This is a genomic window from Rhodococcus sp. NPDC057135 (assembly GCF_042670865.1).
GTDB lineage: Bacteria > Actinomycetota > Actinomycetes > Mycobacteriales > Mycobacteriaceae > Rhodococcus_F.
In genome coordinates, this window is the sequence record NZ_JBHUUU010000001.1 from 359,400 (window position 1) to 382,967 (window position 23,568).

Annotated in this window: 24 protein-coding genes, 1 tRNA gene and 1 pseudogene; 15 read left to right on the forward strand and 11 right to left on the reverse strand. The window is 62.2% G+C overall.

Annotated features, from left to right (window positions below; genetic code table 11):
• Positions 1 to 2 precede the first annotated feature (2 nt).
• A complete protein-coding gene (locus ACFT1A_RS01605; RefSeq protein WP_378445570.1) occupies positions 3 to 1,031 on the reverse strand; it encodes a glycosyltransferase in 1,029 nt (342 codons plus the stop codon).
• 107 nt (positions 1,032 to 1,138) lie between these two features.
• Here ACFT1A_RS01605 and ACFT1A_RS01610 point away from each other — a divergent pair, with 107 nt between their 5' ends.
• Positions 1,139 to 1,822: a class I SAM-dependent methyltransferase gene (locus ACFT1A_RS01610; protein WP_378445571.1), complete on the forward strand. Its 684-nt coding sequence runs from the start codon at positions 1,139 to 1,141 to the stop codon at positions 1,820 to 1,822.
• On the opposite strand, the gene ACFT1A_RS01615 is transcribed toward ACFT1A_RS01610, so the two are convergent.
• Complete coding sequence (locus ACFT1A_RS01615; RefSeq protein ID WP_378445572.1) at positions 1,777 to 3,996, reverse strand: hypothetical protein; 2,220 nt, start codon at positions 3,994 to 3,996, stop codon at positions 1,777 to 1,779. The two genes, ACFT1A_RS01610 and ACFT1A_RS01615, sit on opposite strands and share 46 nt — an antisense overlap.
• Before the next feature lie 135 nt (positions 3,997 to 4,131).
• Here ACFT1A_RS01615 and ACFT1A_RS01620 point away from each other — a divergent pair, with 135 nt between their 5' ends.
• Entirely contained in the window at positions 4,132 to 5,985 is a 1,854-nt protein-coding gene (locus ACFT1A_RS01620) for a glycosyltransferase (protein WP_378445573.1), read from the forward strand.
• A 3-nt stretch (positions 5,986 to 5,988) separates the two neighbouring features.
• On the opposite strand, the gene ACFT1A_RS01625 is transcribed toward ACFT1A_RS01620, so the two are convergent.
• The 6 genes from ACFT1A_RS01625 to ACFT1A_RS01650 all read right to left on the reverse strand — a co-directional run bounded on the left by ACFT1A_RS01625 (position 5,989) and on the right by ACFT1A_RS01650 (position 11,343).
• Positions 5,989 to 6,816, reverse strand: a complete 828-nt coding sequence (locus ACFT1A_RS01625; protein ID WP_378445574.1) for a TylF/MycF/NovP-related O-methyltransferase — start codon at positions 6,814 to 6,816, stop codon at positions 5,989 to 5,991.
• A 47-nt stretch (positions 6,817 to 6,863) separates the two neighbouring features.
• Positions 6,864 to 7,952: a ribosome small subunit-dependent GTPase A gene (gene rsgA / locus ACFT1A_RS01630; RefSeq protein WP_378445575.1), complete on the reverse strand. Its 1,089-nt coding sequence runs from the start codon at positions 7,950 to 7,952 to the stop codon at positions 6,864 to 6,866.
• Between the two features lie 174 nt (positions 7,953 to 8,126).
• Positions 8,127 to 9,023: a glycosyltransferase gene (locus ACFT1A_RS01635; RefSeq protein ID WP_378445576.1), complete on the reverse strand. Its 897-nt coding sequence runs from the start codon at positions 9,021 to 9,023 to the stop codon at positions 8,127 to 8,129.
• Positions 9,020 to 9,826 carry an ABC transporter ATP-binding protein gene (locus ACFT1A_RS01640; protein ID WP_378445577.1) on the reverse strand — a complete coding sequence of 269 codons (807 nt, stop codon included), beginning with the start codon at positions 9,824 to 9,826 and terminating at the stop codon, positions 9,020 to 9,022. The genes ACFT1A_RS01635 and ACFT1A_RS01640 overlap by 4 nt, the downstream gene beginning before the upstream one ends.
• Positions 9,827 to 9,836: 10 nt before the next feature.
• Positions 9,837 to 10,709, reverse strand: coding sequence for an ABC transporter permease (locus ACFT1A_RS01645; RefSeq protein ID WP_314673295.1), 873 nt, complete (start codon positions 10,707 to 10,709; stop codon positions 9,837 to 9,839).
• Between the two features lie 64 nt (positions 10,710 to 10,773).
• Positions 10,774 to 11,343: a bacterial proteasome activator family protein gene (locus ACFT1A_RS01650; RefSeq protein ID WP_378375063.1), complete on the reverse strand. Its 570-nt coding sequence runs from the start codon at positions 11,341 to 11,343 to the stop codon at positions 10,774 to 10,776.
• Positions 11,344 to 11,475: 132 nt separating this feature from the next.
• Between ACFT1A_RS01650 and ACFT1A_RS01655 the strand changes: the two genes are divergently transcribed.
• Positions 11,476 to 12,678: a cysteine desulfurase-like protein gene (locus ACFT1A_RS01655; protein WP_007731767.1), complete on the forward strand. Its 1,203-nt coding sequence runs from the start codon at positions 11,476 to 11,478 to the stop codon at positions 12,676 to 12,678.
• A gap of 15 nt (positions 12,679 to 12,693) precedes the next feature.
• Here the strand turns inward: ACFT1A_RS01655 and ACFT1A_RS01660 are convergent, their stop codons facing one another.
• The gene (locus tag ACFT1A_RS01660; RefSeq protein WP_378445578.1) at positions 12,694 to 13,683 is read right to left on the reverse strand and encodes an NAD(P)H-quinone oxidoreductase; all 990 of its coding nucleotides are present in this window, start codon (positions 13,681 to 13,683) and stop codon (positions 12,694 to 12,696) included.
• Between ACFT1A_RS01660 and ACFT1A_RS01665 the strand changes: the two genes are divergently transcribed.
• From ACFT1A_RS01665 to ACFT1A_RS01695, 7 genes are all read left to right on the forward strand, one after another.
• Positions 13,682 to 14,920, forward strand: coding sequence for a lactate 2-monooxygenase (locus ACFT1A_RS01665; protein ID WP_044480920.1), 1,239 nt, complete (start codon positions 13,682 to 13,684; stop codon positions 14,918 to 14,920). The genes ACFT1A_RS01660 and ACFT1A_RS01665 overlap by 2 nt on opposite strands.
• 128 nt (positions 14,921 to 15,048) lie before the next feature.
• Positions 15,049 to 15,474 carry a MarR family winged helix-turn-helix transcriptional regulator gene (locus ACFT1A_RS01670; protein ID WP_020968140.1) on the forward strand — a complete coding sequence of 142 codons (426 nt, stop codon included), beginning with the start codon at positions 15,049 to 15,051 and terminating at the stop codon, positions 15,472 to 15,474.
• 50 nt (positions 15,475 to 15,524) lie between these two features.
• Positions 15,525 to 15,611 (forward strand) — tRNA-Ser (locus ACFT1A_RS01675).
• A 796-nt stretch (positions 15,612 to 16,407) separates the two neighbouring features.
• Positions 16,408 to 16,620, forward strand: a complete 213-nt coding sequence (locus ACFT1A_RS01680) for a GH-E family nuclease (RefSeq protein WP_378445770.1) — start codon at positions 16,408 to 16,410, stop codon at positions 16,618 to 16,620.
• Between the two features lie 2 nt (positions 16,621 to 16,622).
• Positions 16,623 to 17,033 carry an ankyrin repeat domain-containing protein gene (locus tag ACFT1A_RS01685; RefSeq protein ID WP_378445579.1) on the forward strand — a complete coding sequence of 137 codons (411 nt, stop codon included), beginning with the start codon at positions 16,623 to 16,625 and terminating at the stop codon, positions 17,031 to 17,033.
• 34 nt (positions 17,034 to 17,067) lie between these two features.
• Positions 17,068 to 17,436: a hypothetical protein gene (locus tag ACFT1A_RS01690; RefSeq protein ID WP_378445580.1), complete on the forward strand. Its 369-nt coding sequence runs from the start codon at positions 17,068 to 17,070 to the stop codon at positions 17,434 to 17,436.
• Positions 17,433 to 17,864 carry a YbaB/EbfC family nucleoid-associated protein gene (locus ACFT1A_RS01695; protein ID WP_378445581.1) on the forward strand — a complete coding sequence of 144 codons (432 nt, stop codon included), beginning with the start codon at positions 17,433 to 17,435 and terminating at the stop codon, positions 17,862 to 17,864. Before ACFT1A_RS01690 ends, ACFT1A_RS01695 begins: the two co-directional genes overlap by 4 nt.
• Positions 17,865 to 17,868: 4 nt before the next feature.
• Here the strand turns inward: ACFT1A_RS01695 and ACFT1A_RS01700 are convergent, their stop codons facing one another.
• Together ACFT1A_RS01700 and ACFT1A_RS01705 are read right to left on the reverse strand one after the other, a co-directional pair.
• On the reverse strand, positions 17,869 to 18,198 hold the full coding sequence (locus ACFT1A_RS01700) for a DUF2510 domain-containing protein (RefSeq protein ID WP_378445582.1): 330 nt from the start codon (positions 18,196 to 18,198) through the stop codon (positions 17,869 to 17,871).
• Positions 18,199 to 18,265: 67 nt separating this feature from the next.
• On the reverse strand, positions 18,266 to 18,760 hold the full coding sequence (locus tag ACFT1A_RS01705) for a DUF1877 family protein (RefSeq protein ID WP_378445583.1): 495 nt from the start codon (positions 18,758 to 18,760) through the stop codon (positions 18,266 to 18,268).
• Between the two features lie 251 nt (positions 18,761 to 19,011).
• Between ACFT1A_RS01705 and ACFT1A_RS01710 the strand changes: the two genes are divergently transcribed.
• From ACFT1A_RS01710 to ACFT1A_RS01730, 5 genes and pseudogenes are all read left to right on the forward strand, one after another.
• Entirely contained in the window at positions 19,012 to 19,863 is an 852-nt protein-coding gene (locus tag ACFT1A_RS01710; RefSeq protein WP_223257880.1) for a glycoside hydrolase family 43 protein, read from the forward strand.
• Between the two features lie 590 nt (positions 19,864 to 20,453).
• On the forward strand, positions 20,454 to 21,137 hold the full coding sequence (locus ACFT1A_RS01715; RefSeq protein ID WP_378445584.1) for an MspA family porin: 684 nt from the start codon (positions 20,454 to 20,456) through the stop codon (positions 21,135 to 21,137).
• Between the two features lie 90 nt (positions 21,138 to 21,227).
• Positions 21,228 to 21,626 (forward strand): hypothetical protein, encoded by a 399-nt coding sequence (locus tag ACFT1A_RS01720; RefSeq protein WP_069146651.1) that lies wholly within the window; start codon positions 21,228 to 21,230, stop codon positions 21,624 to 21,626.
• A gap of 62 nt (positions 21,627 to 21,688) precedes the next feature.
• Positions 21,689 to 22,027: a hypothetical protein gene (locus ACFT1A_RS01725; RefSeq protein WP_019746453.1), complete on the forward strand. Its 339-nt coding sequence runs from the start codon at positions 21,689 to 21,691 to the stop codon at positions 22,025 to 22,027.
• Positions 22,024 to 23,568, forward strand: a pseudogene (locus tag ACFT1A_RS01730) (hypothetical protein); the annotation flags it as partial. The gene ACFT1A_RS01725 and the pseudogene ACFT1A_RS01730, both read left to right, overlap by 4 nt.

The window sequence follows — 23,568 nt, forward strand, 5'->3', positions numbered from 1 at the left end:
TGCTACGCGGGTGGCTCGGTGGCGTTCCGGCGCCCCAATGGGCCTGCCGCGGGGTCGCTGACGATGAGATACGGCGGCTTTCCCATTGCTGTCTTGACCGCGACACCGATGTACTCGGCGATCACACCCAACGAGAAGAGCACTGCCCCGAAACCGAACAGCATCACGATCATCGTCGACGCCCATCCACGTACCTCGACGCCGGCGTCGAAGAACACGTACGACGCCAACACGTAGAGGACGATGACGAGGCCACCGACGGCAAACAGGAAACCGATCAGGCTGACCATTCGGAGGCCTTTGGTGCCGCTGGAGAGCACCATTCGCCAGAAATGCGACAGCAGGCTTCTGAGGTGGTATCCAGATGCGCGTCCGCGTTCCTCACGCAGTTGAACCGGACTGGTGGTGACCTCGCCGGCGATCCAGCCGAGCGCCACGTCGAGGTATGCCTCGGATCCGGCGTATGCGGCGACAGACCGTCCGACCTCGCCGAGGACGAGGCGGAAGCTTTGATACTTCACGGAGTTCTCGGACGAGAGAATCTTGGTGGTCAGCCATTTCGACGACTTCGACGCCGCGTTCCGTAGCGCTCCGTGGGGTGCCGCGTTCACTGGTTGCGCGTAGACGAGGGTGGCTTGTTGGTCCAGTGCAGTGTCGAGGAGTCCACCGATGTCCGCCGGGTTGTGCTGGCCGTCCTCGTCCATGGTGACGACCCATTCGCCCCCACTCGATGCCATTCCCGCCAGTGTTGCCGGGTGTTGGCCGAAGTTGCGTGAGAGCCAGATGGGTCGGATGAAGTCGTGCTGTCTCGCCAGTTCACGGATGACGGCAGCTGATCCGTCCGGACCGTGGTCGAAGACGAGAAGGACTTCTTCGACGACCAGCGGTCGCCCGCCGGGAGTGGTCTGCGTTTTCGTCAGGGGGAGTATCTCGTCGATGAGGGCATTGAGAGTGCGTTCGCCCTGGTAAACCGGCACGACGACGGAAATTCGGTGCGGTTGCACCGACTCGGGTGTGCCATCGGTCTTCACAGGCGGGGAGTGTATACGTCGCCGGGGGTCGGCTTCTCGGCGTGGGGGCGTACGTGTCGGCGAACCGTGTAGTTATGATCCGGATCACTCGACGAAAGTGAGTCCCGGTGGCCGAGTTCGAAGATCACACCAACGATCGACGCAAGAACAATCGCGAGAACACCGGCGTTCCTGGAAGAGCCGACATGGCTGACGTCGGTGACACCACCGACACCGAGTACACCGCGAGATTGCGGGAGCTACAAGGCGCCAGATGGAAGCGCGTCCTGAACGTCCAAGCGCCCTATCAGTGGAATATCAGACGATTCCTCGGTGGCCGGAGAGTCCTCGATGTCGGCTGCGGAATCGGCCGGAATCTGCGTAATCTTCCCCCTGGCAGCGTCGGAGTGGACCACAACGAACATTCGGTGGAGTTCTGCCGATCGCTCGGTTTCGAGGCGTACTCGTCGGCGGAATTTCATGCCGAAAGCGATCCGCGAACCTTCGACGGAATGCTGATGGCGCATCTCCTCGAGCACCTTCCGGCGGGCGAAGCTTCCGGCATCGTCGCCGAGTACCTTCCTTTCCTGGAACCGGGCGCGACGGTCATGCTGATCTGCCCTCAGGAGCGTGGCTTCGCCAGCGATCCCACGCATACCGTCTTTCTCGACGGCGTCGACCTCGAAAAGATATGTGCGGACAACGGTCTTGTTGTCAGGCGCTCGCTGTCGTTCCCCTTTCCGCGGTGGATGGGAAAGCCGTTCATCTACAACGAATCCGTGGTGATCGCGGAGGTTCCGTCCAGGCTCTGACGCCTGTCGCGGTAGTAGATCACGGAGAGGCCTGCGAGGAGAACGAGCCCGAAGCCCATTCCGACGTAGCCGATCCGCTGTCCCGGAGACCGGAAGTTGATCACCAGTTCGGCGTTGTCGGTGCCAGGCGGCAGATCGACGTAGAGGTACGTTCCGCCGAGACCTTTGGTGGGGATTGGTTCGCCGTCGAGGGTCGCGGTGTAGCCCGGCCATGCCAACCGTGCGAAGACGACGCTGCCACCGCCCGGTGAGCTGACTCGTACACGCTCGTTCTTGACGCTCATGTACTCGGACCGTGCGTCGGCATTGACCGTTGCGGAAACTCGGCCCGGTTGACCGGAGATCGGGCCGGCGTCGCGTTCGAGGATGTAGATCTGTTCTTGGGCAACCTCGGGCACGTCTGCCCAGTGCCATCCGGGCGGGGCGGGCTCGTTGTCGGCGCCCGGGTACTGCTTGCGCTGAAGGACGACGCGGTCGAGCAGCATCAGGTCTGCGCTGGTTCTGCCGGTGTATTCGTCCGGCCTGAACACATTTCGATGAGCGTCGTCGCAGGTCGAACCGTCGAATCCCATGCACAACAGTGATGCGAAGTCGGCGTGGCCGACAGGGGTGTACGCGTTCACGTAGTCGAGATCGAGGACCTTCGCGTAGTTTCCGTACACCTGCGAAGTCCACGGAAGTTCTGTCGTTTCGGCATCGATTCGGATCAGCGCGCGATTACCGAGCTGAAGGGTCGTGCCCGGGAAATCCGGAAAGTTCGCCTTGGCTTCGGATTGGCTGGTCGGCAGGTACCACTTGTTCAGTGCCTGCGGGTACGCGATCACTTGATACAGAGTCACCGGAGCGATGGTGAGAATCAGTAGACCCGCGATCGCCGGGGCGCCGTATCTACGACCGAGATAGATGGCGAGTGCTCCGACAGCGATGATCACGACAGCCCAGGTGAGATGTCGGATGAAGTACTGCGGACCCGAGGAACTGGCGCGAATCATCAAGACGAACACGATCAACGCTGCAGCGGTGACGCGTGATCGCAGCTTGTCCAAAGTCCCGAATCGGCTCAGCAGCACCCCGAGTAACACCAGGGAGAACACCGCGACGAAAGGAAGTAGCCGTGCCGGCCACCGAATCTGGCCGATGTCGCTGGGACCAGCGGTGAACAGCAGAATGAAAGCCAGCAGCAGTAGCGGGGTTACCAACTCTCGCAGCGACCCTTGTGCTTTCCGCCAGCCGATGAAAGCCAGTGCCGGTATCGCGAACCATGCGATGTACGTGATCGGTGCGTAGGTGGTCTCACCTGTCCAGGACTCGATGCTCGAAACCGACGACGGAATGCTCGCTGTGAGTGTTTCGGACCACGGTGCGGTCAGGAAGTTGTCGTTGAACGTGCCTTCTTCGCCGGTGCGCCAGGTGACGGCAGAGGAGAGCAGTCCGGGCAGAAATGTGATGGCTCCGCAGGCGGCGGCCGCGATGCCGACAAGTCCGAGCTTCACCGTTGTCCGCCATTGCGGACTGCGGATGTATTCGCCCACCATCAGTGCCCCGACGGTCACTCCGGCCATCAATGCCGCATGGACGTAGCCGACGCTGATCGCGAGGTAGAGGAAGACGAACACAGGTATCGGCCCCGACCGGCCGCGGGCATAGCGAATTCCGCTGGCCCACGCCTGCACCACCCATGCCATTCCGATCACCGACGTAACCCACGACGGGTACTCGAAATACAGAGTGAAACCGGCAAAGGGAACTGCGCTTCCGGCGACGGCCGCCCAGTAGGGGCGAGCTCCGTATTCGAGGCAGACTCGATAGACGCCCCACCCGAGGATGATCGCGAATGCCAACTTGACCAGCGTGGCGAGCAGAGCGAGATCGTCGACCGACGGTGCGATGTAGTTGATGAAGATCTGTACCGGGTTCCACAGCCCGCCCTGGCCTTCGACCGGATAGTTTCCCGCCATCCACTGATCCAGGACCAGAGACGGGAATTGACCCTCTCTCATCAGATGGCCCAGCTGAACCCAGTTGCCGACAGCACCGGATTCGGTGTCGTCGACGTAGAAGTAGCGAGGGTCCACCGTGACGATCGCGAAGAATGCGAGGCACACGACTGCTGGGACCACAGCGCCCCAGCTCCAGCGTTCCCGACGGGTGGGAGCGGGTAGTTCGAGTGTCAAGGGATCTCCAGGTCGCACGGGTGGATGCACCAGAGACAGTAGCCGAGGCCGTGTTTTCGAGTTTCGGGGGTAATTCCACCTCGGATACCCTGCGAGTGACAGGTACAGCTTTTCAAGAGTCACGGTAGGAGTCATATGCCCGAGCAGGTAAAGGTGGGGGTGCCGGAGAACGGGCAGGTCAAGGCTCACCGTTTGGTGGTCCAGCGCGGCGTGTTCGTCGGGATGTCGCCGATAGTCAACGACGACCTGTACGTCGAGTTCCGGAAGGGCTCCGGTGAGCGGACCCGGCACCGAGTTGCCCTGGACAAGGGTGCACGGATCAGCACCAACACCTATTTCGGGCGTTTCGCGGCCAGCTACTGGCAGCGGTGGACGACTGTCACCGAGGTCGCGGCATCGCTGCGGATCGAGAGTGAGGGCCGGTTCCGCGTCCGGATGGTTGCTTCGGATATCGCCGGCCATCGCCGCATTCTCGAAACCCGCGACGGATCGGGGTCTTCGGAGGTCACGTTGACCTCACCGTTGGACAAGTTCGTCGACGGCGGCGCCCTGTGGCTCGAAGTGGATTCACTCGACGCTCCGATGGCGATCGACCACTTGGAATGGACCGTGGCAGCTCCCGAGACGGTTCGCCCGGTCTCGGTGGCGATCTGCACCTTCAATCGGGCCGACGATTGTGCCGAGACCGTTGCTGCACTGGCTTCCGACGCCACGGTGCGTGACCTCGTCAGCTCGGTATATGTCGTCGATCAGGGTAACGACCTGGTGAAAGATCGGGCGCGCTTCGTCGAGGCGGCAGACAAGCTGGGCGACAAGCTGAAGTACCTGCAGCAGCCGAATCTCGGTGGAGCTGGCGGTTTTTCGCGTGGATTGTTCGAAGCCACATCCGACGGGGCAGATCTCGCCGACGTCATTCTGATGGACGACGACATTCTGTGTGAGCCGGAAACAGTGTTGCGCCTCAACGCTTTTGCCAACATGACGGTGGAACCGACCTTGGTGGGCGCGCAGATGATGTATCTGCTCAATCCCGATTTTCTCAATGTCGGTGCCGAAGACGTAGATCTGAAGACTCTCCATCACGGGCAGCGAGTTCCCAAGGCTCTCATCAACACGAGCATGCTCAAGAAGCGCCAAGAGCGTCGAGTCGACGCGGGATACAACGCCTGGTGGACGTGCCTGATCCCCGCCGAAGTTGTCGAAGCCATCGGATTGCCCGTTCCGATCTTCTTCCAGTGGGATGACGTGGAGTACGGAATCCGAGCTCGGAAAGCGGGATTCGTCACCGTCACGTTGCCCAACGCTGCCGTGTGGCATGCCGACTTCTACTGGAAGGACTTCGACGACTGGGCACGCTACTTCAGTACGCGCAACTCGCTCGTCGTCGGGTCATTGCACAGCGACCTTGACACCAAGGGACTCTCACGTCAGTTCTTCCGCCAGATCTCCGAATTCCTCGTCGGAATGCAATACGGCCTGGCATTCACGACGCTGAAGGGCATCGAGGACTACCTCGACGGTCCGGAGGCGTTGCGGGACGGCGGCATCGAGGCGATGGCAAGTATCCGCGCCGGCCGAGCGCAATATGCGGAGACGATCAAACACGACGCTGCCACGGCTCCGGTTCCCTCGAACGAACTCCACACCGAGCGCGCCGGCGGCGAACCGAGCCTGATGCGAGTAATCCTGGCCAAGCGTGCGGTGGACCAGTGGTTGGGGCGCACCCGCGGCGGACTGATCAATATCCCGCGCGAAGACGCACATTGGTGGCACATCTCGCGGTTCGACCATGTTGTCGTCACCGATGCTTCGCAATCGGGGGTACGTATCCGGCAGCGAGACAAAGACACGGGGCGCGCTCTCTTGATTCGAACGGTCAAGCTACTGCGTCGGTTCCAGAAGGAAGCCCCTGCCGTGTCGGCGAAGTACCGTGCTGCGATGCCGGAACTGACGAGTCGAGAGAACTGGGCGCGTCTGTACGAGAAGTGAGCGTTAGCGCACTATCTTGGCGATGACCTGCTCGTTGTCGACGGTGTACCCGAGGTATTCGAACGAGATGCCGGTGCGTGTGACGAACTCCGTCCACGCCCGGTACTCGTGCTCCTGCCACCCGGGATAGTTGAAGAACTCGTCGAAGACGACGATCGACCCGGGGACCAGTCGGTCGCCGAGGAGATCGAGCACCGTCTTGGTGGACGAGTAGAGGTCGGCGTCGAGGTGCAGGAACGCAACGGGGCCGGATTCGTCGTTCAAGAACGAGGGCAAGGTGTCCTCGAAGAGGCCCGGAACAAGTTGCGCCCCTGGGACTTCGGGGATGGATTCCTGAGCGAACTCGCCGACCGGGAACCCGGTCCGCCACGTTTCCGGAAGACCGGAGAACACGTCGAAACCCGCGACGGTCCCCTCGCGTTCGGTGAAAGCCTCCGCGACGATCCTGAGTGTGGTTCCGCTGGCAACGCCGAATTCGAGTGCCATGCCGGGTATTTCGATCAAGCTCAGTGCATGGCGCAGCGTGTCGTGTGGGTGGCCGAATGTCTCGGCGACGCGAAGGTGTTCGAGGATGAATTCGGCGGTCGACGCCGTCGCTTCCAGGTCCACGGCGTAGGCCAGATCCCGTCGCTGACGAAATTCCAGCTCGTCGATCCTGGACCGGAGGCCCGCGATGTCAGCGCGGGCTCCGGCCAGTTCGTCACGTGAGAGCGTCAGCGCATCGAGGATCTGCTGCGTGCGATCTGCGTTGCGCCGGTCGGCGTCCTCGACCACCTCGGATACCGCACGCTGAAGCTTGGTCCTGGCGCTTGAACGGAACCGCTCGAACATGGCAACCTCTCGTCGGGATCACCCCCCATGCTGCCAGGATTCGTTCGCTACCGTTCGCGCCCGCGGTAGTGACTCTTGAGTTGTCGGGAGATCACCTTGATCTCCCGCGTCCTCTCTGCCTGCAGACGTGCATCGCTTCGCGCAGCATTCCACGCGTTCTCTCGCTGTAGTTTCCGGTAGCTCGTGAGTCTTCGCTCATCTATATCGCCACGCCCGAGTGCGCCCAGCACTGCGCATCCCGGCTCGGAGTTGTGTGCGCAATCGGAGAATCGGCATTCTGCAATCAGCTCCTCGATCTCGGGGAACGCCTTGTCGATCCCCTCCTCCGCGTTCCACATGCCAACCCCTCGCAGGCCGGGTGTGTCGATCAGCGTCCGGCCGCCGGCGAAGGCGATCAACTCTCTGGTGACGGTGGTGTGGCGTCCCTTTCCGTCGCCGGCCCGAACGCGACCGGTCTCGAGTCGGTTGTTGCCGGTGGTTTCTGTGAGGAACGCTGTCCCGGCGAGGAGGGCGTTCGCGAGCGTCGACTTACCGGCGCCGGATGGACCGAGTATCGCCACGGTGCCGTCCAGAACTGCATCGAGTACATCCATTCCTTCGTTGGTCTCGGCACTGACGGCCAGCACTGTTGCGCCGGGCGCAATGGCGCAGACCTCAGCTAGAGTGTCCGAGATATAGTGAGCTGCATCCGATTTGGTGAGTGCGACGACAGGCACTGCGCCGCTCTCCCAGGCTAGCGCGAGTAGTCGCTCGATGCGCCCGAGATCGACGTCGCCGTCCGAAGCCGTGGCGATGACGACGGTGTCGACATTGGCCGCCAGAATCTGGCCTTCCGATTTTCCCGATGCCGAGGATCGAACGATGCTGCTTGATCGGGGGAGTATCGAAGTGACCGTGTGCATTTCGGGTTCGCGTGAGTCCCGTAGCTCGGCCACGGCGACCCAGTCACCCGTACAGAGCGGATCGCTGCCGCTGAGTGCGCGAACTGTGCCTTCGGCGACGGCCACGTCACACCGTCCGCGGTCGACGCGAAGAACGCGCCCGGGTGCGGAGTCCGGTGGGGCCAGGGCAGTGAATGTGTTCGAGAGTGTTGCGTTCCAACCGTATTCGGTCAGGGGCGTGCTGTTTTCCGACATGGTGAGTGTGTCCTCGAGTACGAAGAAGTGTGAATGTTGACGGTGCTGAAACTGCGGAACACGACAGTCATCGATACTCACTCCTCGAAAATCTCAGGACGCACCATGCGTCGGATCAGAATCGTCTCAGCCGCAGACGCGACTGTGCAACTGAATTAACTCGGGGCGGCCGACTTAACTCGGACGTTCGAACTTCTCTTCCCGGCCGAGCTTGCGCAATCGCATCCACTCGCGCAGTCCGGCCGGATCGCGGCGTGTGATCAGGAAGTACCAGCCGAACCGAACCCATTCCTGCGGAAGCAGTTTCCGCATTCCCGGTTGGGCGAGGATGTATCCACGGTTGCGGTACGTGAAGTAGCGCTTCGTGTCGTTGTCGGGGTACTGCGTGTGCATGCGTCCGCCGAGGATCGGCTTGAACTCGTCCGCGCCGTTGGGGTGGACGTAGGCAGTTTGCAGGCAGGTACCGAACTTCAGGCCGGAGCGCACGAGGCGACGGTGTACTTCGACCTCGTCGCCGCGGACGAACAGGCGTAGATCCGGAACTCCGACGGCATCGATCGCGTCGGCGGTGAACAGTGCGCCGTTGAAGAGGGACGCGATACTGGGCAGGAGATCCTCGTCGCCGAGTTCGGAACGCAACCGGCGCCACGACGTACCGCGGCGAAGTGGGAAAGCGAGGCGGTCGGGGTTGTCAATGTCGCAGACGACGGGGGAGACCTCGGCCAGGTCGTTCCGAATTGCACAGTCGAGCAGTGTTTCCAGGACTTCGGGGCCCTCCGGGCGCCCGTCGTCGTCGGCGAGCCAGACGCGGTCGGCACCGAGCGAAAGTGCGTAGAGAATGCCCAGAGCAAATCCTCCGGCACCGCCGAGGTTGTGCTGAGAACCGATGTAACTGGTCGGCAGTGGAGCGTTGTCGACGAGCTCTTTCACATCGGATTCGTCGGCATTGTCGACGACAACCAGATGATCGAGCGGGCGCGACTGGGTGCTGAGGACCTTCAAGGATTCGGCCAGCAGTTCACGACGCTTGTGCGTGACGACGACCCCGATGATTTTCTCGGGTGCGCTCACGGTGTGTTCTCCCGTTCCATTTCCTTGATGACGTGGCGCACGTGTTCGGCGGCGTCGTCACCTTCGTAGGCGCGCACGACGTCTTCGATGTCGCCTTGCATCCGGATCTGGCCGTGGTCGATCCACATCGCGCTGTTGCACAGCTGGGCGAGGAATTCGTTGGAGTGGCTGGCGAACACCAAGATGCCCGACCGCTCGACAAGTTTTTGCAGCCGAACTCTGGCCTTCTTCATGAACTCGGCGTCGACAGCCCCGATGCCTTCGTCGAGTAGCAGGATCTCAGGATCGATACTGGTGACGACGCCCATGGCGATGCGAACGCGCATGCCGGTGGAGTACGTGCGCAACGGCATGTCGAGGTAATCACCAAGTTCGGTGAAGTCAGCGATCTCGTCCATCTTCGCGAGCATCTGCTTGCGGGTCTGACCGAGGAACAGGCCACGGATGATGATGTTCTCGTAGCCGGAGATCTCCGGGTCCATGCCGACACCGAGGTCGAAGACGGGTGCGACGCGTCCACGAATAGTGGCTGAGCCGCGCGTCGGTTCGTAGATTCCGGAGAGCAGGCGCAGCAGCGTGGATTTCCCGGCGCCGTTGTGGCCGACCAGACCGACACGATCGCCCTCCTTGAGCGTCATCGTGATGTCTTTCAGGGCTTCCACGACCACGACGTCGGAACTGTTGCGGCCGATGGCGCCGCCCGCTTTGCCGAGGAAAGCCTTTTTCATCGATCGGGACTTCGCGTCGAAGATCGGGAAATCGACGCAGGCATCGTGCGTTGAGATGTTCACATGTTCGGTCATTGCGATGTCCCTAAACCCAGTAGGGCACGCGGGCCCGGTATTTGCGAAGCGCCAGCAAGGCGACGGCCCAGCCGGCCACCGTGATCGTGATGACGATGTACCAGTGGTACAGCTCTTGGGGCTGCCCGATCATCGGCGCGCGGACGATGTCCAGGTAGTGGAACAGCGGATTCAGTTCGGCGATCTTTGCGCGATCTCGGACCGCGCCGCCCTGAGCCTCGAGGCTTTGCGTGGTCCACATGATCGGTGTCAGCACAAAAAGGAGCAGCGTCAGCGAAGACAGAATCGGTGCGATGTCACGGTATCGAGTGGCGAAGATGCCGAACACGATCGAGACCCACAGTGCGTTGAGCACGATCAGTCCCAACGCCGGGATCGCAGCCAACGACGCCCAACTCAGGTTCCGCCAGACCCCGAACGCCACCACCATGATCACGTAGATCAGGAGGTTGTGCGCGAAGAACAACATCTGCCGCCACACCAGTCGATAGATGTGCACGCTCAAGGCCGACGGCAGCTGTTTGATCAGGCCTTCGTTGGCGACGAAGACTTCGGAGCCCTCGATGATCGAGGCATTGATGAGGTTCCAGACGATCAGGCCCACCGTCACGTACGGCAGGAACTCCTGGAGTGGCATGTCCAGCAGGGCCGCGTACAGAATGCCGATGGCGGTGGCCTGCACGCCGGTGGCGATCGTGATCCAGAACGGTCCGATCACCGACCGGCGGTAGCGCTGCTTGATGTCCTGCCAGCCGAGGCTGAGCCACAACTCACGCTGATTCAGACCGTCGCGAAGGTCTTTGAATGCACGACGGAACGTCTGGGAGTCGGACACGGGCGCAGGTGCGTCCGGCGTCTCGGATTCGATTGCGGATGCTGACACGGAGGTCGAGCCTACCGGCCTGGCGTCGGCGCCGGATTTCCCTCGGGCCTAGTGGTGGTCCGGGTTACAGATACTGGCCGGTTCCCGGGCTCTGTTGGTCCGGATGTGCAGGTGAATGCGGAGCCCCGATGCTCATGCCGGGAGGCAGTGCGCCCTGCCGCATTTGTTCGAGCTGAGCGCGCGCTGCCATCTGCTGGGCGAACAGCGCGGTCTGAATTCCGTGGAACAGTCCTTCGAGCCAGCCGACGAGTTGGGCCTGTGCGATGCGCAGTTCGGCGTCCGAGGGAATGGAGTCGTCGGTGAACGGGAGGCTCAGTCGCTCGAGTTCCTCACGGAGTTCGGGTGCGAGGCCCTGTTCCAGTTCTCGGATGGACGACGTGTGGATGTCCTTGAGGCGCTTACGGCTGGCGTCGTCGAGCGGCGCGGCGCGCACTTCCTCCAAGAGTTGTTTGATCATCGTGCCGATTCGCATGACCTTCGCCGGCTGCTCGACCATCTCGGCGACGGACTCGGCTTCTGTTTCCGCGCCTTCGGCCGTGTCGGAGGCGGCGGCCTCTGCCTCGGCCGCCGGCATCGCGACGGGTCGACCGTCGGGTCCGATAACGAGTACCTGCTCTTTGTCGGGGTTCGTCATGCTTCCATCTTGTCGTGTGTGGGCGACAAACGCCGCTTAACCCCCAAAAAGTTAGCTATCGAATAACTGTACTGACGGGTAATTGGGTGACTGCCTTCGACTAAGCGGGCGTCTGCACCTAGAGTGTCGAGCATGGCTTACGACGTTGCCCGCGTACGGGGGTTGATTCCCTCACTCGGTGACGGCTGGATCCACCTCGATCCGCAGGCCGGAATGCAGATCCCGGACGCCGTCTCGCGGACGGTCTCCACCGCGTTCCGTGCCTCTGCATCTTCTTCCTCCGGTCGCCACGTCTCGAACCGTCGTAGTGCTGCCATCCTCGAGAGTGCGCGCACCGCGGTCGCCGATCTGGTCGGCGGAGATCCTGCGGGAGTCGTTCTCGGATCAGACCGAGCGGTGTTGTTGGCATGGCTCGCCGAGTCGCTCAGTTCGCGGTTGGGCCTCGGAACCGGTCTCGTACTCTCTCGCCTCGACGAAGAGGCGAACGTCGCGCCCTGGCTTCGCGTGGCCAGTCGCTACGGCGCTCAGGTGCGATGGGCCGAGGTCGAAATCGAAACGTGCGAACTCCCGAGTTGGCAGTTCAACGATCTCATCACCTCGACGACTCGCTTGGTGGCCTTGACGGCCGCATCACCGGTCGTCGGTTCGGCTCCGAACGTCCGCGCCGCAGCTGATCGTCTGCACGAATTCGGCGGACTGATGGTGGTCGACGCCGTCGGTGCAGCGCCATATGCGCATGTGGACATGGCTGATCTCGGAGCGGACATCGTCGCCGTCAGTGCGCCGTCGTGGGGTGGTCCACAGGTCGGTGCGCTCGTTTTCCGAGATCCCGGATTGCTCGACCGAATTCCTGCCGTGTCTCTCAATCCGTATGCCCGTGGCGCCGAGCGGCTCGAGGTGGGCGGTCATCAGTTCGCGCTGCTGTCCGGGCTCACGTCGTCGATCGATTTCCTGGCCGGGTTGGACGAATCGGCAACCGGAACTCGGCGCGAGCGACTGGAAACCTCGATCAGCTCGCTGCAGGACTACCAGGACGGTCTGTTCGATCACCTCATGCGTTCGCTCGCAGCCCTACCCAACGTGATGGTGATCGGCGGCGCACCCACGCGGGTGCCGACGCTCAGCTTCACGCTCGAGGGCATGGCTGCAGACAAGGTCGCCGCGCATCTGGCCGACAAGCGCATCGCGACGGTCAGCGGTACGCACGGCGGTTCCAGGCTGCTCGACGCACTCGGAGTCAACGACGAAGGTGGCGCGGTCACCGTCGGCCTTGCGCCGTACACGACGCGGTACGAGATCAATCAGCTGGTCGCCGAACTCGGCGCCCTGGGCTGATCGACCCCGCTCGGCTCACTTCACGGTGAGGATGACCTTGCCTACGGTTTCCGGCGAATCCAGCAATTGATGGGCTAATGGCGCCTCGGTGATCGGAAGTTCGGTCGACACGATCGGTTGAACCGATCCGTCTGCGATCAGCGGCCACAGCTTCGCGCGGACGTCGGCGACGATGTCCGCTTTACCGCCGGGGCCGGTGAGCGGACGCCCGCGCAGGCCCGTCGACGTGATGTTTCCGCGCTTGCCCATCAGCTTGGCGATGTCGACCTCGCCCTTGCGGCCACCCTGCATTCCGATGATCACGACGTGGCCGTCCATGGCGAGTGCGTCGACGTTGCGTCCGAGATACGACGCTCCCATGTTGTCTAGAACCACGTCGGCGCCGTGGTTGTCGGTGGCTTCGGCGAGTGATGCTACGAAGTCGCTGTCGCGGTAGTTGATCAGAATGTCCGCGCCCAATTCGCGGCAGCGGTTCAATTTTTCCTCCGAACCCGCGGTAACTGCGACGCGGGCGCCGAGGGCTTTGCCGACCTGGATGGCGTGGGTGCCGATTCCGCCGCCACCGCCATGGACGAGGAGAACATGTCCGCGTCGGAGACCTCCGCGCATCACGACGTTGGACCACACCGTGCACGCAACTTCCGGCAGGGACGCGGCGACCCGGAGATCGACGCCCGCGGGAACCGGGAGAAGTTGTGTTGCAGGCACCGCGACCTTCTCGGCGTAGCCGCCGCCGGCCAGCAATGCGCAGACTTCGTCGCCGACGGACCAACCCGTGACGTCTTCGCCGAGTTCGACGATTACGCCCGAGCATTCGAGGCCGAGGATGTCACTCGCGCCGGGCGGCGGCGGGTAGAAGCCTTGGCGTTGGAGCAGGTCGGCGCGGTTGACCGCGGTCGCGGCGACCTCGACGAGTACGTGCCCGCGAGGCAGTTCGGGATCGGGCTGCTGCGCCCATTTCATGACCTCGGGACCGCCGGGCTGATCGATCGTTATGGCGTACATGGATACGACGCTAGCGAATCTCCCCGCTGACGGGTGTTTTGCCGCTACCGTCGCGGACGTGACTTACTTCGGGAACATGCAGAACGAGATCTATCTGACGGGACTGAGCGGCGCGAAGCCGGCTTTGCCGATGACTGCGGCAGGCTTGGAAGATGCCGCGCGCGAGCAACTCTCACCGGAGGCCTTCGGGTACATCGCCGGTAGCGCGTCGACCGAACGGACCGCGGTGTCGAATCTGCGGGCGTTCGACAAGCATGCGATCGTGCCGCGGATGTTGCGGGGGACTGCGGCGCCCGACGCACGCGACCTGAGCGTCGAGGTGTTGGGGACGAGGTTGGCTGCACCGATCCTGACGGCTCCGGTGGGCGTGCTCGGCTTGGTCCACGACGACGCCGAGGTTGCGGTCGGTTCGGTCACCGCCGAGTTGGGGATCGGATCGATTCTCTCGACGGCGGCATCCTCGACCATCGAAGACGTAGCGGCGGCCTCCGGCGAGAACTGGTGGTACCAGCTGTACTGGCCTGCCGACGACGAACTTGCCGAGTCGTTTGTCCGCCGAGCGGAGACGGCGGGCGCGAAGGCTATCGTCCTGACTGCCGACACTCCCGGTATGGGTTGGCGTCCAAGGGATCTCGAACTCGGTCACCTTCCGTTCCTGCAGGCGAAGGGTATTGCCAACTACCTGTCGGATCCGGTGTTCCGCGCCAAACTGGCGACGCCGCCCGAGGAGAGCGCAGAAGCGCTGCAGATCGCGGTTCTCACGTGGGTGTCGTTGTTCGGCAATCATGCGGTGCGGATCGCGGATATCGCGAAACTTCGCCAGTGGACGACACTTCCGATCGCGGTGAAGGGAATTGTCCATCCCGACGACGCACGTGAGGCCGTCGCGGCCGGGGCCAACGGCATTGTCGTGAGCAACCATGGTGGGCGTCAGGTCGACGGGTCGATTTCGGCACTCGATGCTCTCGGTCCTGTCGCTGATGCGGTAGGGCATGAGGTGGACATCCTAATGGACTCCGGAATTCGTTGTGGCGCAGACGTAATCAAGGCTCTGGCCTTGGGTGCCGACGCAGTGCTGTACGGGCGGCCGTGGGTGTACGGGTTGGGATTGGCCGGAGCGGACGGAGTGCGTCATGCGCTCCGGAGTCTCCTGGCCGACCTGGATCTCACCATGGGACTGGCGGGGCTGGCATCGGTCGCGGAAATCGATCGCTCGATCCTCATGTCCAATTCGTGACTTTAGGGTGAGTCTTACTGTGACGGGCGGACACAGGTCTAAACTTGGAACCTGTGACAGCTGAAGCGACAACCGAGGAGACATCGCAGGCGGCGCACGGTGAGACACCGTGGCTGACGCCATGCGAGATGCGTGCATGGCGCGGCTACATGGACGGTAATCAGCGCCTCATGGAGGTTCTCAACCGCGAACTGCAGGATTCACACGACCTGTCGTTGGCCGATTACCGCATTCTGGTCATGCTCTCGGAGTCAGCTGACGGGTCGTTGCGGATGAGTGACCTGGCAGACGGCGTGCTGTCTTCGCGGAGTCGCCTCACGCACCAGATCAGGCGGATGGAATCTCAGGGCATCGTCGTGCGAGACACCTGCGTCGAAGATGGTCGCGGCGTGCTCGCGCGGATCACGGAAGAGGGTAGGCGTCGCCTCGCCGAGGCAGCGCCTACTCACGTGGCCGGAGTGCGGAACAATCTGGTCGATCTGCTGACTCCCCAGGAACTGGACGTGCTGGCAGACGTCTTCGAGAAGGTCGACAAAGCCATCGGCGAGCGCTGACTCCGGAGCCGTTTTCGCGGTCCGTGGGGACACCCGATAGGATCGCCCACGGAAGCGTGGCAGAGCGGCCGAATGCACTCGCCTTGAAAGCGAGCGTGGCGTTAAACCCACCGGGGGTTCAAATCCCTCCGCTTCCGCCGAGAGAAAAGGCTCTGATTTTGGCTTAATCGCCAGGTCAGGGCCTTTTTGGTGTGGGGGTCAAGAAATGCGGGTGTGACCCGTCTGCCTACATTTTGTCCACACTCTGCGCTAAAGCAGCACGATGTGACGCATCGCCCACCTCCAGATCTTCATCGAACAGGTCCGGTAGACGTCGAGAGTCATTGCAGCGAAATGCGTGACCGAGCATCCGCTTGAGTGCCTGTACGTTGACACCAGCGCTGATGGAGAGGCTAGCCGCCGCGTGGCGAAGGTCGTGCGGGGTCAGCCGGGTACACCAGATTTCTCCACGGCTCGCTCGAACAATCCAGTCGTGCTCACGGGACGGCGGAGGTAGTCGCATTCGCGCCCGCCGAACACGAGATCATCGCGGTTCTTTCCTTCGCAACTACGGGCGAGTTCGGCGAGTAGGAACGAGGGAACAGGCACGGCCCTGCTTTTGCCGGACCTGGGACTGCCGACGTGGATTTTGATGTCGACCTGGACGGCGTTTTCGTAGACGTTGAGACGTTTCCGGAGTAGATCGAGATGACGTACACGTAGGCCTATTGCCTCGCCCCATCGAATCCCACAATAGGAAGGTACGAGCACCAGGATGCGATGCTGACCAGCTGCCCGTGCACGGTCGGACACCTCTGAGTGTGTGAGATACACATGAGGTTTTCGCTCCTTCTCGTGGATACCTTGGCCCGCCTTCATTGTTGGTATGCGTCGAGATTGCGGCCTCGGGGTCAGGTGTCCGAGAAGCGGACGGCAAGTACTTCCTTGGCGCAGATGGCATCAAAGTATCCGGTCGATCCGAAATACCACCTCGGGCATCAGCCGGGTCACGAGTGGTGGCGCATCAAAGAGCAAGCGATAGAACAAGGTTGGACGCGCAAAGAGCTTAACGATTACGCGAACTCTGAGCCGCTCGAGTTCTATAGGGTCGAGGACGGCCCCGGCAACCTCAGTCACGCCCACGAACTGCCCAGGGAAGGAAACTAGACATGCCAGAAGTTGATCGCGGAGGGCGTATCCCACTGCACTACGCTGCGCTCGAGGGAACCGCCGATGACGTCACTCGACTTCTCCAAGACGGACAAGACGTTCACGCGGTTGATCATGCCGGATTCACGCCGCTGCATTTCGCAGCACAATCCGGTCGCGTCGACAACGTCAGAGTGCTGATTGCAGCGGGAGCGGAAGTCGACGCCCTGGACGCCACCGGCAATTCCGCCCTCAAAAAGGCAGTCACGGGTACAGCTGGCGACCCGGTCGGTGTCATCAAGGTTCTGCGCGAAAACGGTGCTGACCCCACGATCAAAGCGCAGAACGGTCGAAGCGCGCTCGACACCATCAAGGTCATGGGTAACGAGCTCAAACGTGCCGAGTTCAGTGACCTGCTCGACGACAAATAACTGACACTCGAAGACGAACCATCGGGGGCGCTGGGTGAAATATTTCGATGAGGTACACAAGATTTGGACGACGCTGGTACCTCCATACGGTCCTGCAGAGACTGTGCAGGGCGAATTGCTTCGGGCTCTCGAACAACTACGAGCCGAAGCGCAGCGCAACGGCAACATCAACTATGAAGTGGGCGACTACGCGGACTATGTCACCTATCTTCGAACCAGGCTGATCGACTCCCGAGTCTTCAACAAGGAAGCGCTCACCGAAATCGAGATCGACCTCAACCGACTCGCTGACTTCGAATTCCCCGAAACCGACGACGAACCGTACGACCGACTGAGCGACCGCATCGTCGAGTGGGTACGCGTCCATCCCGAAATGATTCCGAATACGGTTGCGCCGCGATGAATCCGAATCGCTCGATCAACGCCGACATCGAGGCGCTGCAGCGGCGAGCACGGCAAGTTCAGGCCGACATAGGCAAGCTCAGAGGTAACGGCAACGACCGCTCAGGCACCGTGAGCGCCGAAGTCGACGCCGCCGGACGCCTCCAACATCTGACGATTCCGCCGCAAGCCCTACGACACGGTGCGGATCGACTCGCAGCCATGGTGATCGAAGCATCGAGAAACGCTGAACGCGACGCGCAAGCTCGAGCCGTGGAAATGGCGCGGCCGCTGACCGAGGATCCCCGAGTAGTGGAATCCATCAACGTCATCCGAAAGTTCACCGGTACGGACCTACCTGCCGACCCGCGACAGGCAACTCCGGTGGTTGGCGAATCGAATGGGGAGAATTTCTCCGTACTTCAGCCCGTGGAGACTCCCCGTAGGTAGTCGGCTAGCTCCGATACCGAGGGAAAACGGAAGGGACGCTAGCCTTCTGTTGCGGATTGACGAACTCGGGCGCGCGAATGACGATCTGGCCAAGCGGTGCGGTGTGCGACGACCACGCGGTCCCGTTCCACCATCTGAGCACTCCGGTGGTGTTGTCGACGTACCACCCTGGATTCGCGTTGGAATCGGTCTGCTCTGGTGGCACAGAGTCGGCTGGCGCTGTCCATAGGTGCTGGAAGTTGCTGTTGCTAGTCAGGCCTCGGGTGGGAGGCAGAAATCGTGCGTCGTTGGAATCGGAGCTCCCAGACGCCAACCGATCAGGTTGGGGATTCATAGGTTCTCGCCTTTTGGTTCGAGGATTGATGGCGAACAAGGCTGCTTCGGCAGTGGGCTCTCGACTGTCAGAACCGCACGGTGAATACCACGTGGCGACGCTCGCGGGCCGCGCGCTGGAAAAAGTCCGCCACTTCCTGAAGCCAGCCCCAGGCGTACCCGCGCTCGTCGGAGCCGTACTCCGGGTTGCGGTCGTCGAGCGGCATCGCGTCGTAGCGCACGCCGAACTCGGATTCGGTGACTTCCGCCAGGTACGAGGAGACTTCGGCGACCCGATCGGGTGCCAGGTAGGTGACGAGTTGGTCGTCGGTGTCGGTGTTGAGGTCTTCGTCCCCCAAGATCACGCCGTAGGCCGGCCAGTTCTCGGACACGCGCTCGTACCCCGTGCTGGAGAGGGCGCACAGGATCGGATCCCACGCCTTGTCCGTGTCGCACGAGAATTCGGATCGGCCCGTCTCCTCGATGTCCTCGACCACAGCGCCGAGTTTGTCGTCGTCGCCGCGCACGTCCAGAAGTTCCGCTGCCACGCTGTCTGACAGCGCGAAATGCACCCCAAGTTCCATGGCGTGATGCTAACGGCCGACCTTGCCGCCGTCCCGCCGTCACTACAAGACGAATCGACTTAGGTAACGATCCTGCTCTGCCTCCGACCGAAGTTACCCATGGTGGGCCTGCTGTCATACATACTTCATCGGTGATTCCGACAAAACGGACCGGCCTTTCTGTTGTATCGCTGGTGATCCTCGTCGTCGCGGGGTTGCTGGTCGCAGCCCCTGCCAGCAGCGCCGCGCCGCCGCCTGACTGGAAATACACAATGGTGGCGTTCAGCAATGCCAGCGATCGCGACATGGATGTCTACGAGTCGGCCGACGGCACCGGCTTTCAGCTCGTCCAGCAGTCGGCGTACAGGCCGCCGTCTGGGCTCGTGCGTGATCCGAGCATCTTCCGGAACACGGACGGGTTGTACTACCTCACCTACACGACGGGTGGTGGGGCGAACATCGGGTTCGCACGCAGCAGTGACCGCATCAACTGGACGCCGCTGGGGAACTATCCGGTTCCGTTTTGCTGCGCCTTGATGCCTGGCACGGGAGATGGCACCGGTTCTGCGAGCCCCCCGGGCTTCTCGGGTTCGGCCGGATTCAGCGACGGACCGTCGCTGTCACCATTCGTCACCAAGGCCTGGGCGCCTGAATGGTTTGTGGACGGCGATCGCGTCAACGTCATCCTGTCGATGTCGACCGGTGGAGGATTTGTGCCGTATCTGATGACGGCGTTGGAACCGTCGCTCCGGTTGTGGAGCCCGCCTGTTCCGCTCGCCGGGATCGGTGCGGACCACATCGACACCACCGTGGTCAAAGTCGGATCGACCTATCATGCGTTCACCAAGAACGAGACGAAGAAGGTCGTCGAGCATGCGGTCGCTCCTTCGGTGACGGGACCTTATTCGTTTGTCCCGCCCGGAAATTGGGGTTCGCTTGTCGAAGGTCCGGCCGTGGTCCAGTTGCCGAGCGGCGACTGGCGGATCTATCTCGACGCCTATACCGAAGGAAAGTATCTCTACTCCGACAGCACTGACGGGCTGAACACCTGGTCTCCTGTGCAAGAGGTTCCTGGGGTGTCCGGGACTGCACGGCATCTCGGCATCATGAGAGAACCGGCATAACTTTCGACCCCGAGTTGGTAAGGCTCTGATCAAGGACTCCGGTCTTGGTCAGAGCCTTTTCTCGTACTTGCGTACTACTTGTGTGCGTCGCCTGCGCTAATCAGTGATTGACAAGCTAACGATGCGATGCCAGTGGGTCCGACGAGTTCGCGCCGACCACGAAGTGAGTATCTCCGCGTGAGCTGTGCAGAGTTGCGCTCCCAGGCCCCGCTCGGGCGCCGTACTTCACGATTGATTGCCAAGTAATGCCTGTTAGTTTCATATTCAAGTACGCGCACTGGCTTGATGCCCGCACTTTCGGTCTCCAACTGCCCTGAGGCCCGCGAAATGCGGATTCAATTCGATTTGCCGCACTGTTTCTGAGGGATCTTCTCGTCCGTAAACGGTGACCTTGCTCATAGTAGGACCTAGGTCCTTTTCGCTGCTGATAAGCCTGTCGATATATATCTGTTACCGAAAGTTCACCCTAAATCCAAGATGGGGGAGATGGCGCGCTGGCGGGCAAACAGGACGATTGGTACCGTCCGGTAACTAATTCAGTTAGTTGTCGGCTACCGCTCTGGTTGCTGTGTCACGTGGAGGAGCAGTTCATGTCGATCGAATCGCAAAACGGCGTATCCCACCGTCGATCGAGGGCCGCGGTAGGGCTCGCGGCGTGTGCGGTTGCCGCGCTGTCGTCGGGTGTGGTCTTCGCAGGGAGCGCATCGGCAACGCCGACGGCGTTGGCGGACAAATTCGCGAGTACGGTCACCGATGACGGTTGGTCGTTGGATCTTGCCGCCACGAAACTGTCGGCGAACCCGGTGCCGAATCTGGCGACGACGGCGTTCACCCGTGAGGGGTTCGTGTCGGCGAAGGTGACCGGCACGATCGGTGGTGCGGGCGATTCGGCGGTGAATACCGGATATGTCGAGCAGGGATTGCAGATCGGCTGCCAGATCGATGTCTCCTCCGGACTTGGCTTGGGGCTTGGCTTTTCGCTCGGCCCGTCTGTCGGTGTGAGTATTTCGGGTGTCCCGTCGGCGAACGTGGGTGTGAATGCGTCGGTGAATCCGAGTATTCAGTCGACGATTGCGCCGGGCACGATCACGACGATTCCGTTGGGGAAGAAGGATCTCGAGTCGTCGAAGGCGTCGATCACGGCAGAGAACGTGCACGTGAAGGTTGATGCGTGCATGGGGCCGGTGACGATCCGCTCGTACGCACAACTCTCGGTGTCGACGGCGACGTCCGACAACACGTTGTTCGTGTACTCCGATCCCACCTGGCTCTAACCCACGCAGCCGTCGTCAGCGCTGCTGGCGACTATTCCCGATCCGCCCCGTCCAGGGGTGGTTACTCATCACGCCCACAAAGGAGAAATCATGAAGATTCGTACCTTGGCCACTGCCGGAACTCTCACCGCAGGTATCGCCCTGTTCGGTGTTCTCGGCGCCGGCGTGGCATCTGCCGCAACTCCGATCGTCGAACCTGAGCAGGGTCGGATCGGTCTGTCGCTCTCGAATGCGGAAACCGCGGCGTTGGCGGCGAGCCCGATCCCGGACGCCATCTCCGACATCGTTCCAGGCTCGCAGCGGTGGATTGAGCTCGCACCGGGCTCGGCGCTCACCGTCGGCCCCGATGGCAAGCTCAGCGCCCCCGACCGCGTAGTGATCGGCGAAGCCGCTGCCCATGCTGGTGGCTACGTCGATGTCTACCTGGCTGATCCGAACAACCCGGCCAACGCCGGGTACGTCACCCTGGCCTACCAGTACTGGAACTGATACCGCGCCCAGTACCGGCGACTCGTTGTCCCCGCTCTCCCTTCCTGTTTGGAGTTCCAGCCATGACCGTCAACAACGCCGAACGTCGCAGTGTGCAAACGGAACCCGCTGCCGTCGACAGCAAAGACGTTGCAGACGTTGATGACTGGGATCCGGACAGCGAACTCAGTCCACTTTCCAAGGCTGTGATCGCCACCGCAGTCGGACTGGGGTTGCTGATCGCGGCATTCGCGGTGATCGGGAAGCTCGCCGGCTGGGCGAACGACTACGGGACGATCCTGGTTTACCTGGCATTCTTCTTGTGGATGTCGATCTCCGGACGGTTGTTCTGGTGGGGCGCAGACAAACTCATCGCGCTACTCCGAACGAAGAAGAGTGACAATCGTGGTGCGCACCGGTGAAGTCCGGTAGACGACTTCGCCGGACTCTCGCGGGAGTGCTTGCCGCCGGGGCGCTGTTGACCGGAGCGGCCGGAGTGATCGGTGCGGGAATCGCACTCTCCGCCGCTCCGGCGAACGCGACGCCGGAAGAAGACTGCGCGGCGGTGCGGGCACGTGATCATCAGATCTACCTGAATCTCATTGCGTCGCTGCCACCTGGTGCGCCCATCCCGCCAGAGATCATCAACCCGTGCCTGAGTGCGCCGTCCACGACGTCGACAGCTGCGCCGACGACCACTGTCGGGCTCCCCGGTGCGCAGGCTCCAGGCGGTGGCCCGAATGTCGGGGCCAATGCTCCGACGAACTTTCCCACCTACAACGGCACCCCCATCGTCCCTGTGCCGACGATCGAGGTTCCGCCCATTACTTCCGAGTCCCCGGCCTCGGAAACTGGTGTCGGTGCATTCCCCAATGCATCGGCATCAGCGGTTCCCTCACCCACACCCACCCCGGGTGAGGGAACCACCACCGATCGCGGTCCAGGACCGATCCCCGCGGATTCGGATTCGGATTCGAATATCGCACCGGCCCAAACGGTTCCGGATCCGGCAGCAGATGTTTCCACAACCGGGGAGGGCTCGGGCCGTGACAGGTATCTCGAACTGGTCCTCGTCGGGGCCGCGGCGTTCACCGCTGCGGGTATCGGAGTGCGCGGGCGGCCGGGACCTTTCAGCCCCCGCACGCCCGAATCAGTACTCTCCCAGGCGGTCGGGACTGTCGCGTCGCCGTTGACTGCGTACGCACCTGGCGGGCAGTCCTCGTTGCGGGTGTTCGATCCGATCACCGGCGGAAGCCGGTTCTTCTTCCTGATCCACGACGAAACGTCGTCGCACGAATCCGTGATTCCGGTGACGGTGCCGCCCGGCGGTCACATGAGTGTCAACCCCGATGGCACGGTCACCGTCTTCGACGCCGACGGGAATCCGGTCTCGACAATCGATGCCCCGTGGGCGTACGACGCCAACGGCACTCCTGTTCCGACGCATTACGAGATCCGGGACGGGCAACTCGTTCAGGTCGTCGACACCGCCGGTATCGAGAACCTGCTCTACCCGATCCTCGCCGACCCGGAGCTGACACCGGAAGAACGTGCTGCGCTCGAAGCGCAGGCGAACTTCATCGGCCCGATGACCCCGGAGGGCGAACAAGCACGCAGGGACGCACAAAACGTCCTCGCCGCCAACCCCCCGGAGCCGGCAGATTCAGGCCTCGAGCAGCTCATGCTCGGTGACCCTAACTCCGAGGTCTCCGAACCGCCGATCACCGAAACAGGAACCGGAAACCCTGTCGGCGACGCGATACTCGCCGATCAAACCCAGGAGCCGATCACTTCGAACATCGGCGGGCAGGACTACACCACCGAACCTGCGGACCCGGCAGATTCAGACCTCGGCCAGCTCATGTCCGGTGACCCTAACTCCGAGGTCTCCGAACCGCCGATCACCGAAACAGGAACCGGAAACCCTGTCGGCGACGCGATACTCGCCGATCAAACCCAGGAG